Here is a 10,217-nt window from a genome sequence, read left to right as displayed (position 1 = left end):
AGCGCTCAGGTCACCCAGGTGACCTGAGCGTCTGACACCCGGGTCAGGCCTCGCCCGGGAGGGCCTTGCGGATCACCAGGCGGGTCCACGCGCCGAGGAAGACCCGGTCGTTCTCCTCGATCTCGCGGCGCACGCCCTGGTTCAGGGGGCTGTCCGGCAGCGGGTCGCCCGCCGCCGCCACGAAGGTCCCGTTCGACGAGCCCAGGTCCTCGACCCACCAGCGCTGGCCGTCGGTCGTGAGCTGGCAGTGCCGCCGGGACACCCCGGGGTCGCTGCCGCAGTCGATGTCCGGGTGGATGCCGCGCGACCTCGACGGCCGCCCGACCAGCAGGCTGCGCTGCCGCAGCGTGACGAGGCCGGGCAGGCCCGCGGACGGCATCGGGTCCTCCGGCCGCTCGTGCGCGTACCAGTCGGGGTCCACCCAGATCTCGGCCACCCAGGCCTCGTCGCCCGGGACGGGCGGCGCGGCCAGCCCGCCGCCGTCCGGCGACGGCGCGGGGGCAGGGGCGGGCACTCCGGCGGACGCCGGCGCCCCGGCCGGCCCGGGCACTCCCGCCGACACCGGCGCCGAGGCCACGGATGCCGACCCGGCCGGCTCGCCCGACGGCGTCCCGACCGGCACCGGTGCCGAACCCGCCGACGCCGAGCCGGCCCCCGCCACGGAACCGCTCGCGGGCTGCGTCGCGTCCAGGTCGCCGAGGTCCAGGCCGGACGTCGGCGGGGGCGGCGGAGCCGGCGTGCCGGTGGTGAAGTCGTACCCGCAGTTCTCGCAGAACAGGGAGTCGGCCGGGGACACGTCGCCGCAGTTCGGGCAGGTCACGGGGCCCGCGGAGGCCGTCGCGGGCGCGGCCGGCGCACCACCGGACGCGCCCGTCCCGGTCGCGACGCTCCCGGGTGCGGCGGACCCGCCGGACGACGCGGCGCCGGCGCCCGCGGGGATCGGGGTGCCGCAGACGTCGCAGTAGTCCGTGGCCTGGCTGGTGTGTCCCTCCGGACAGACGACGGTCATGCGCGCCGGACCCGGGTCGTCTTGGTGGAGGCGGTGTCGAGTGCCATCTCGTCCAGCTTGGCGGTGTTGCGCTTGAGCCGCACGGTGCCTTCCTCCTCGTTCTCGACCTCCACGATCTTGCGCAGGCGCGACGTGGCCTCGTCGTTGCCGGTCTCGGCGGCGAGCTGCACGGCCCGGCCGAGCTTCACGGTCGCCGTCGCCTCGTCGCCCGCTGCCTTGGCCGCCAGGCCCTCCTGGATGGCCGAGGCGAGCTCGGCCTGGCCCGTGTAGTGCGCCACCTCGGGGCTGATCCGGGCGGTGAGCGTGGAGTCGTCCGACCACTTGGCCTTGACCAGGCCCGACGCCTGCACCTCGCCGCCCACCGCGACCTGGACCCGCGCCGCGAGCTGCTCCGAGCCCACGGGCTTGGCCGCCACGCGCACGGCCACGTGGTAGTCGCGGGTCTCGTCGGCCCACGCGCCGGTGGGGAACCCGCTGGTCAGCGGGTTCACCTCGGTACGACGGCTCGTCAGGTCGTCCACCTCGGGGGCCACCTGCTTGACGAACAGGACCTGCGACCCCTGCGGCGCCCACACCCGCAGGTCGACCGCGGCGACGCCGCGCGCCATGGACTTGCGCACCAGGGCCGCGAAGTCCTCGGCGATGTCCTCCGGCCGCGCGATGAGGTCGACGGTGCCGAGCAACGCCGTCGAGATCTTGCGCAGCTCCCCGACCACCCAGCGGTCGCCCACGCCGCGGGCGTCGCACTGGAAGTGGCCCGTGACGTCCTCGATCATCCGGTCCAGGTGCATCGACGGCTCGGACTCGTTCTTGCCGTCGGTCAGCAGGATCAGGTGCTTCTGCGCCGCCGGGACCGTCTCGAACAGGTCGTCCGCGAGCCGCAGCCACGTCGAGATGGCCGTGCCGCCGCTGGCCGACATCGTGGAGATGGCGCGCTTGGCCTCGCTGCGGGCGCCGGGCTCCATGGCCACCATCGGCACGCGGGCGTTGGGGTAGGGGAAGATCCGGGTGGCCACGTGCGAGCCGCCGATGATCGCGAACAGCGTGCCGTCCGGGATCTGGTCCACGGCGACGGCGGCGGCGTGCTTGGCGGCCTCCATGTTGCGGCCCTGCATGGACCCGGACGTGTCGACGGCGACGATCTCGGCGACCTGTCCCGTGCCGCCGGCGTCCGCGGTGGCGCTCGCGCCCGCGGTGACGCCGACGGCCCCGGCCGTCCCGGCGCCGGTGCAGGTCACGGACACGATGGCGTGCACGTCGGTGCCGCCGTCGGACAGGAACTCGTTCTGGAAGACCTCGGCGGAGAACTCGGCCACGGTGGCTCCTCTCGGTTACGGCAGGCTAACGCTGCTCGGTGACAGTCGGGTCGATCCGGGCGAGCGCGGCGGTGATGTTGTCCCGCCCGCCCTGGGCGTTGGCCCAGCGGACGAGCGCCGCCGCGGCGGCGTGGGGCTCGCCGCAGCCGGCGAACCTGCGCACGAGCTCGCCCATCTGGTGCGCGTCGGAGCAGTAGTTCCACAGGCCGTCCGAGCAGACCAGGAGCCAGCCGGGCCCGGACGGGACGGTCGCGGCGCACCGCGCGTCGGTGTCGGGGGCGTCGGGACCGAGCCAGCGCGTGATGGCGTGCGCCTGGGGCGACGTCTCCGCCTGGGCGCGCGGCACGCCCGCCGCGATCATCTCCTGCGCCCACGAGTCGTCGACGCTGAGCTGCTCGGCCGGCCCGGCGTCCGGCAGCCAGTACACGCGCGAGTCGCCCAGCCACCCGGCGACGATCAGGTCGTGGTCCACGACGGCGGCCACGAAGGTGCACGACGGCGGGTCGTCCGCCACGTTCGTCCCCTTGGTCGCGGCGAGCTGCTCCGCCGCGCCCCGCACTGCCTGGCCGGCCGCGCGCGACGCCGCGACCATCGCGTCGGTCCAGCCGGCGATGCGCCGGCTGGTGGCGCCCGCGACGGAGCTCGACCCCTCGGGCCCGTAGGCCACGAGCACGTCCCGGGCGGCGCGGCTCGCGGCGAGCGAGGCGACGTCGGAGTCCGGGGCGCTGGAGACGCCGTCGCACACCACGAGCGCGGCGAAGGTGCTGCTCGCGGCGAGCGCCATCGCGTCCTCGTTGCGGGCGTGCCGGATGCCCCGGTCGCAGACGCCGGCCACCCAGGCGGCCGGGCGCTCCTCGAAGTGGTCGCGCTCGGACTGGCCGGGGGCGCCGCAGTCGGCGCAGTAGCCGTCGTCGGCGATCTGGCCGCCGCAGGCGGCGCACTTGCGCCGCCCGGCCTCGCCCGTCGCCGGGTCGAGGTCGAGCACCGTGGGGGCCACGTCCAGGGTCACCTCGGACGGCAGGGACGGGTCGTCGGCGACGGCGCCCAGCGAGGTGCCGCAGTTCTCGCAGAACCTGGCGCGGGGTGCCGCGCTCTCCCCGCAGCTCGGGCAACGGACGAGGACACTGTCGTCGGCGCTCATGTCTCGGTCGATCTCCTTGCGTTCGTCAGGGCTCCTGCCCCCATCATCGCCACGTCCACTGCCGTACGGAGTTTGCCCGGTCCACGAGCGCGACGCGCTCCGAGCGCTCGTCGGTGAGGTGGGCGAGGTTGCGCAGGGCGAGCTCCAGGCGGTCGCGCAGCTCGTGCTCCTCGGCGCTCACGCCGGCCACGCGCACGGTCGGGACGGGCCCGTCGCGCAGCACGATGTCGAGCGCCTCGTCGAGGGCCTCGACGGTGACCTGGGCCTTGGGCCGGTCGGGGATGTGGGCGGCGTCGAGGCCGGCGACGGCGTCGGCCAGGTCGAGCAGCGTGCGGTGCGCGGAGACGAGGAGCCGGGCCCGCTGGAGGCGGGCGTCGGGGAAGGACCCGCGCGTGGGGCCCACCAGCTCGAGGGCGCCAAGGGCGCCGTCGAGGTCGCCGCCGCCGTTCCGCACGCGGGCGAGGCCGAAGGCGGCGGCGCCGGTGTAGTTGGCGTCGGCGCGGGCGATCGTGCCGTAGAGCTGCTCGGCGACCCCGGGCTCGCCCGAGAGCTCGCACGAGGTGGCGAGCGCGAGCTTGGGCGCCGGCTCGCCGGGGACCTGCCCGTAGACGGCGTTGAACGACGCGCGGGCCGCGGCGGCGTTGCCGGACGCAAGGTGCCCGAGGCCCTCCATCCAGGCGGCGCGCCACTCCCACGCGTCGTCCTCCAGGATCTGCGCCACGGTGGTGCGCAGCAGCGCGTCGTCGTGCGCCTCGATCGCGGCGCGGGCGACGGCGAGGCGAACCTCCACGGTGTGTTCGTCGGGGTCGGCCAGCGCCTTGATGCGCTCGACGGGGTCGGCGACGTTGACGCCGGCCAGCCAGGACGCCATCGGGTCGGCGGAGTCGACCTTCAGGAGCGGCAGCTCGTTCCAGTCGAGGGCGCCGTCGGCGCCGTCGAGCGGCGGCACGCCGAACAGCAGGGACTCGGCCGACGTCGTCGCGGTGTACCCGGGCCCCTTGTCGGTGGCGACCACCTCGCGCAGCACGCCCAGCAGCTGGACCCGGGCCTCGTCCACGGTGCCGAACCGGTCGGCGGGATCGGGAGCGCACGCCTTGGCGAGCCAGCGGTAGAACGAGTCGTACTTCTGGAAGACGGGGGTGTCGGCCACGGGCGGGAACGACGCCTGGTAGACGGTGGTGTTGCCGCGGAAGTCCAGCACGAGGGACGCCAGGGTGCGGCCGAGCGTGAAGATGTCGGACGCCACGGACGGCCCGACCTCCGGCACCTCGGGCGCCTGGTAGCCGACGGTGCCGTAGATGGCCGACGTCAGGTCGTCGGTGCGGCGCACGCCGCCCATGTCGATCAGCTTGACGCCGTCGCCCTGGGCGATGATGTTGTCCGGCTTGAAGTCGCAGTACAGCAGGTCGTGGTCGTGCAGGTAGCTGAACGCGGGCAGCACCTCGAGGATGTAGGCGATGGCCTGGTCCACGGGCAGCGGGCGGGGCTGCCCGCCGTCCTGCTCGCGGCGGTCCTTGAGCACGTCCTTGAGCGACCGGCCGCCCACGAACTCCATGACGGTGTAGCCGAGGCCCTCGTGGAGCACGAAGTTGAAGATCTCGACGATCAGCGGGTGCTCGACCTCGGCCAGGAACTGGCGCTCGGCGACCGCGGCCTCGTACGCCTCGGTGTCGCCCGCGTTGAGCAGGCCCTTGAGCACCACCCAGCGGCCGCTGACGTTGCGGTCCCGGGCCAGGTAGATCCAGCCGAGCCCGCCGTGCGCGAGGCAGCCCACCACCTCGTACTGCCGGGCCACGAGGTCGCCGGCCTTCAGGGCGGGGGCGAAGTCGTACCGCGCGCCGCAGTGGCCGCAGAACCCGGCGATGCGGCCGGGCACGCCGTCCCGGGCGCGGCCGACCGGCTGCCCGCACGTGGGGCAGTACCGCTTGGACTCGGCGAGCTCGGGCGTCGCCATGACGGCCTGCAGCGGGTCGGCCACCGGCGTGTGCGGCACGGTGGTCAGTCCGGCCCCGAGCCGGTGCCCGCGCAGGCGCGTGGACCCGGTGCCGACCCGGCGGGTCTGCCGGGTGCCGCCCGTCACGCGGGCCGAGCCCAGGGCGGTGGACGCGAGGCGGGACGAGCTGGTGCGCCCGGTCGACGGCTCGGCCATGCCGCCGGGCACGGCCATGCCGCTCGGCACGGACCCCGAGGCGCGGACGGTCGCCGCGTCGAGGTCGTCGTCGGCCCAGGACGCCGCGACGGCGGCGAGCGCGTCGCCGTCCGGGTTGCCGCCGGCCGGTGTACCGCACACGTTGCAGTAGCCGTCCTCGATGGTGCCGGTGCAGCCCGGCTCGGCGCAGGCCTGTTCAGTCATCGGTGTCCCTCCGGGAGATCGCGCACGAGCGTCTCGAGCTGCTCGGTGAAGTGCCGGGCCAGGGCCAGGTCGCAGGGGGTCGCGTCGAGCGTCTCGCGCACCTCGTCCTCGCCCGCCTTCACGGTGTAGGACGACGCCCGCCCGTTGCCCTGGGCCTTCGTCATCAGGTTCTTCACGCGGTAGCGCAGCTCGGCGCGCTCCCGCAGCGGTGCGGTGTAGGCGTCCTCGACCTGCTCCATGGCGCGTTCGACGGCGCCGAGCCGCTGGACGTAGGTGGTGAGCCGGTCCTGCTCGTCCGGGACCTCGCCGAGGCGGTGCACGTCGGGGATCGCGAGCCGCGGCGGGTCGGCGATCTCCCGGCGACAGCGCTCGGCGACCTTCGCGAGCCGGGGCGCCCGGTCGGCCAGCGCGGCGCGCAGCTCGACGGCGCGCTGCCGGTCCTTGGCGAGCGACCGGCTCCGGGCGGCGTGCACGATCAGGTCCCGCTCCGTGCGCGCGACCTCGTTCTCCAGCGCGCCGAGGGGGCCCGTGACGTCGGCGCCGCGGGCGGCGTCGGCCTTGAGCCGGGCGTGCCGGTCGCGCAGGCGGGCGACGGCGTCGTCGTCCTGGGTCGCGGCCGTGGCCCGCGCGGCGTCCTCGGCCCGGACGATCCCGGCTGCCAGCGCCCGGAACCGGGCGGTGACGTCGGCCGCGTGCGGGTCGAACGAGAGCCGGGAGGCGAGCTGGTCGGCCTGGGCGTCGCACAGGCGCGCGGCGTCGACCAGGGAGAGGAGCGACGTGGCGGGGTCGCCGCCGAGGCGGCCCCAGACGAGCTGCGACATCCGTTCGCGCGCCACGGCGTCCGCCCGGCCCGAGTCCCACACCTCGACCAGCTCGTCCGTGCGCGTGCGCACGGCCTGCCACAGGGTCAGGGCGAGCACCACGTCGGCCGTGACGGCGTCCGCGCCGGACTGCCGGGCCGCGGCGTCGAGGCGGTCCAGGTCGGCGCGGCGCACGTCGAGCCACACCTGCAGGTCGGAGAGGTAGGCCAGGAGCGCGGCCGGCTCGGCCGCGACCCCCAGGGCGCCCGGCGGCGCGGGCGCGCGCTGCGTCCGGCTCACGGCGTCCGTCCGTACACGGGCTCGGGAGCGGCCGGGGCCGTGCCGAGCGCGTCGCCCAGCCAGCGGTCGTAGGACTCCTCCCACTGCCCGTCCGCGACCATGTCCTCCAGCACTCCGTTGACGAACCGCACCATGTCCGCGTTGCCCGCGGGGATGCCCACGCCGTACGGCTCGTCGCTCACGGCGTCGCCCACGACCTTGGCGTACGGGTCCTGGGCGGCGAAGCCCGCCAGGACGGTGTCGTCGCCGGTGATGGCGTCCACCGCGCCCTGCTGGAACAGGACCAGGCACGTGGTGTGCGTGGCGGCGGGTACCGCCTCGACGCCCTCCCACTGCTCGAGCCGCTCCAGGGTCGTGGTGCCCTCGGGCGCGCACACGCGCTGCCCGTCCAGGTCGTCGATGCTCTTCACCTTCGACGTCGACGGCACCAGCAGCTTCTGGCCCGCGTGGTAGTACTCCGCCGAGAACGCGATGTTCTCCCACCGGTCGCAGTTGATCGTGAACGCGCGCGTCACGATGTCGACGTCGCCGTCCTCCAGGACGGTCTCCCGGTCGCCCGACGTGATGACCCGGTACTGGATCTTGTCCGGGTCGCCCAGGATCGCGTCGGCGACCTGGTGGGCCACGTCGATGTCGAAGCCCTCGATCTCGCCCGTGAACGGGTTGCGCGAGCCCATGAGCAGGGTGTCCGCCGAGACACCCACCTTGAGGACGCCGCGATCGCGGATCTTGGCCATCGTGGAGCCGGACGTCACCTCCGGGCTGCCGCCCGGGTCGATCGACGCGACGGGCGGCAGGCCGTCGCTGCAGTCCTCCGCGGCCGTGGCCGTGCCCGACGTCGTCCCGGCCGCGGCCGCCTTCGGCGCCGTGTCCTGCGCCGAGCCCTGCACGGACTCCTGCGCGGACGAGCCCGCCCCGGCCGCGCCCGTCAGGAGCTGCGTCGTGGGCTGGGGCGCGCACGCCGCCGTCGTGCCCACCAGGGCCAGCGCCACCAGGGCGGTGACGATCGGTCTGCGGGCTGCGCGCGTGCTCATCGGTACTCCTTCAGGCGGACGTTCATCCCGGCGGCCGCGGCGACGGCGCCGGCGACACCGAGCACGAGGGCGACCCAGGCCGCGATCTGGGCGGTGGTCGCCGCGGAGCCGAGCCGGTCCACCGCGGCGGTGCTCGTGCTCTCGACGTCGGCGTGGGCCTGGTCGGAGAACGCGGTGAAGGCCGCGCCCGCCGAGTGGTCGGCCGTGGACGTCGCGGCGTCGACCGCCTCGTCCCACTTGCCGCCGTCGTCCAGCGCGCGGATCTCGGCGTGCTTCTCGTCCCAGGCGTTCAGCAGGGCCAGCGGGTCGGGGCCGCTGTCCGAGGCGTCCTGCGCCTCCGTCAGCAGGTCCCGGGCCTGGGCGACCGACGTCTGGTAGGACTCCTCGAACTCGGCGCCGGAACCGCGCTTGATCAGCGTGAACGACTCCATCGACTTGGCGTCCGTCGCGAGCGACAAGGCCTGCGACGTGGCGACCGTGGCCGCGTACGGGCCGCTCGCCACCGACCGGGCCACGCCGTTGCCGCCCAGCACCGCCACCGTCGCCACGATGCCGCCCACCAGGAGGGCGGCGCTCGCGGCCGCCAGGCCCAGGTTCAGCCGGCGGTGGGTGCGGCGCGCCAGCCAGAGCTGGACGGCGGCCAGCGCCACCAGGCCCAGCAGCACGAACAGCAGCAGCGCCTGGCTCAGGGAGACGGACGTCAGGTCGTCGTCCACGCGCGACGACGTCGAGACCGCGACGTCGTCGAGCGTGGGCAGCACCTCGTCGCGCAGCGCGGAGGAGGCCTGGTCCAGGTAGGCCGCGCCGACCGGGAAGCCCTGCCGGTTGTTCGCCCGGGCCGACTCGACCAGGCCCGCGTACCGCTGCACCGAGTCCGACACCGTGGCCAGGTCCGCGGTCTCGTCCGCCCCCTGCGCCGTCGCGGCCAGCGCCGGCACGGCCTCCGCGGCCTGCGACACGCTCGCCTCATAGGCCGCGCGGGCCTCCGTGGGCTCCAGCCCGCCGACGAGGAACGCGTTGGTCGCCGTCGCGTCCGCCGACACCAGGTCGTTGCGCAGCTCCTGCGTGCCGACGAGCTGCGCGGCGTCGCGCTGCGCGTCCCGCAGCGCCGCCGACTGGCTGCTGCCCGCCAGGAACCCGGTGGCCGCGAGCAGCAGGCACGCCACCACGGCCACGGCGGTGGCCAGCGCCAGCCGGCCCGGGGTGGTCGCGAGCTCCGCGGTGAGGCGGTCCCGGACGGAGGTGCGCGCGGGGCCCTCGCCCGGGTCGCCCGGCGCCTGGCCCGGCTCGGTCCGGGGCGGGCCCGCGGTGGTCAGGGGTGCCGTCACAGGGTGGCCTCGCTGTCTGTCCCGATGTCCACGACGTCCTCCAGGTCTTCCGGGACCAGCGTGCGCAGCTGGTCCACCGTCGGTCGTTCAACGTCCCGCAGACGCCAGGCGTGCCGGGCGATCGCGGAGTCGAGCACGTTGCGTGCCCAGCGGCCGTTGCCGAAGCCCTCGCCGCGCACCTGGTCCGCCACGAGGCGGTCGAAGCGGTCGAGGGTGCCGGGCTCCGGCTCGAAGTCGGCGGCCTGCGCCATGGCCGCGAAGATCTGCCGCAGCTCGGCCGCGGAGTAGTCCTCGAACGTGATGGTCCGCGAGAACCGGCTCTCCAGGCCCGGGTTCGTGGCGACGAACCGCGCCATCGGGCCCGGGTAGCCCGCCACGATCACCACGAGGTCGTCGCGGTGGTCCTCCATGTCCTTGACCAGGGTGTCCACCGCCTCGCGGCCGTACTGGTCCTCGGCCAGCGCGTACGCCTCGTCGATGAACAGCACGCCGCCCAGGGCGCGCTGTACCACCGCCGTCGTCTTCTCCGCGGTCTGGCCCAGGTAGCCCGCCACCAGCTCGGACCGGTCCACCTCCACGAGGTGGCCCTTGTCCAGCAGGCCCAGCGCGCGGTAGATGCCGGCGACGAGCCGGCCCACCGTCGTCTTGCCCGTGCCGGGGTTGCCGGTGAACACGAGGTGCCGGGTCAGTGTCGGGGACGTGAGGCCGGCCTCGGCGCGGAGGCGCTCGATGCGGAGGAGCTCGGTCTGCCGGTGGATCTCTTGTTTGACGCGGTCCAGGCCTGTGAGGGTGTCCAGCTCCTTGAGGAGCTCTTCCAGGGTCTTTTCTTGTGCTGGTTCTTGTGCTGTGGCTGGGGCGGCCGCGGGGTCCGAGATACCGCGCCCGGATGCGTTCACGGGCCCCAGGGGGCCCTCCACTTCGGGAAGGGATACATCC

8 protein-coding genes are annotated in these 10,217 nt (G+C 74.9%); all 8 read right to left on the bottom strand.

Annotated elements, in window-relative coordinates:
* Positions 1 to 43 precede the first annotated feature (43 nt).
* Genes ACFWEJ_RS22900 through ACFWEJ_RS22865 form a run of 8 tightly spaced genes read right to left on the bottom strand, consistent with a single transcriptional unit; the run spans position 44 to position 10,177 of the window.
* Positions 44 to 1,009 carry an FHA domain-containing protein gene (locus tag ACFWEJ_RS22900; protein WP_377231488.1) on the bottom strand — a complete coding sequence of 322 codons (966 nt, stop codon included), beginning with the start codon at positions 1,007 to 1,009 and terminating at the stop codon, positions 44 to 46.
* Positions 1,006 to 2,325: a VWA domain-containing protein gene (locus ACFWEJ_RS22895; RefSeq protein ID WP_377231487.1), complete on the bottom strand. Its 1,320-nt coding sequence runs from the start codon at positions 2,323 to 2,325 to the stop codon at positions 1,006 to 1,008. Before ACFWEJ_RS22895 ends, ACFWEJ_RS22900 begins: the two co-directional genes overlap by 4 nt.
* 25 nt (positions 2,326 to 2,350) lie before the next feature.
* A complete protein-coding gene (locus ACFWEJ_RS22890; protein WP_377231486.1) occupies positions 2,351 to 3,466 on the bottom strand; it encodes a protein phosphatase 2C domain-containing protein in 1,116 nt (371 codons plus the stop codon).
* 43 nt (positions 3,467 to 3,509) lie between these two features.
* Positions 3,510 to 5,819, bottom strand: coding sequence for a tetratricopeptide repeat protein (locus ACFWEJ_RS22885; RefSeq protein WP_377231485.1), 2,310 nt, complete (start codon positions 5,817 to 5,819; stop codon positions 3,510 to 3,512).
* Entirely contained in the window at positions 5,816 to 6,919 is a 1,104-nt protein-coding gene (locus ACFWEJ_RS22880) for a hypothetical protein (protein ID WP_377231484.1), read from the bottom strand. Before ACFWEJ_RS22880 ends, ACFWEJ_RS22885 begins: the two co-directional genes overlap by 4 nt.
* Positions 6,916 to 7,953: a glutamate ABC transporter substrate-binding protein gene (locus ACFWEJ_RS22875; RefSeq protein WP_377231483.1), complete on the bottom strand. Its 1,038-nt coding sequence runs from the start codon at positions 7,951 to 7,953 to the stop codon at positions 6,916 to 6,918. Before ACFWEJ_RS22875 ends, ACFWEJ_RS22880 begins: the two co-directional genes overlap by 4 nt.
* Positions 7,950 to 9,281, bottom strand: coding sequence for a hypothetical protein (locus ACFWEJ_RS22870; RefSeq protein ID WP_377231482.1), 1,332 nt, complete (start codon positions 9,279 to 9,281; stop codon positions 7,950 to 7,952). The genes ACFWEJ_RS22875 and ACFWEJ_RS22870 overlap by 4 nt, the downstream gene beginning before the upstream one ends.
* Positions 9,278 to 10,177, bottom strand: a complete 900-nt coding sequence (locus ACFWEJ_RS22865; protein WP_377231481.1) for an AAA family ATPase — start codon at positions 10,175 to 10,177, stop codon at positions 9,278 to 9,280. The genes ACFWEJ_RS22870 and ACFWEJ_RS22865 overlap by 4 nt, the downstream gene beginning before the upstream one ends.
* Positions 10,178 to 10,217: the final 40 nt, after the last annotated feature.

The sequence above is a fragment of the Promicromonospora sp. NPDC060204 genome (assembly GCF_042728455.1).
GTDB lineage: Bacteria > Actinomycetota > Actinomycetes > Actinomycetales > Cellulomonadaceae > Promicromonospora.
Note: the sequence above shows the minus strand (reverse complement) of the source record. Positions and strands in the feature narration are given on the sequence as shown.

Coding starts and splice junctions, on each gene's coding strand:
- ACFWEJ_RS22900 (WP_377231488.1), bottom strand. CDS start 1,009: ATGACCGTCGTCTGTCCGGAGGGACACACCAGCCAGGCCACGGACTAC.
- ACFWEJ_RS22890 (WP_377231486.1), bottom strand. CDS start 3,466: ATGAGCGCCGACGACAGTGTCCTCGTCCGTTGCCCGAGCTGCGGGGAG.
- ACFWEJ_RS22885 (WP_377231485.1), bottom strand. CDS start 5,819: ATGACTGAACAGGCCTGCGCCGAGCCGGGCTGCACCGGCACCATCGAG.
- ACFWEJ_RS22875 (WP_377231483.1), bottom strand. CDS start 7,953: ATGAGCACGCGCGCAGCCCGCAGACCGATCGTCACCGCCCTGGTGGCG.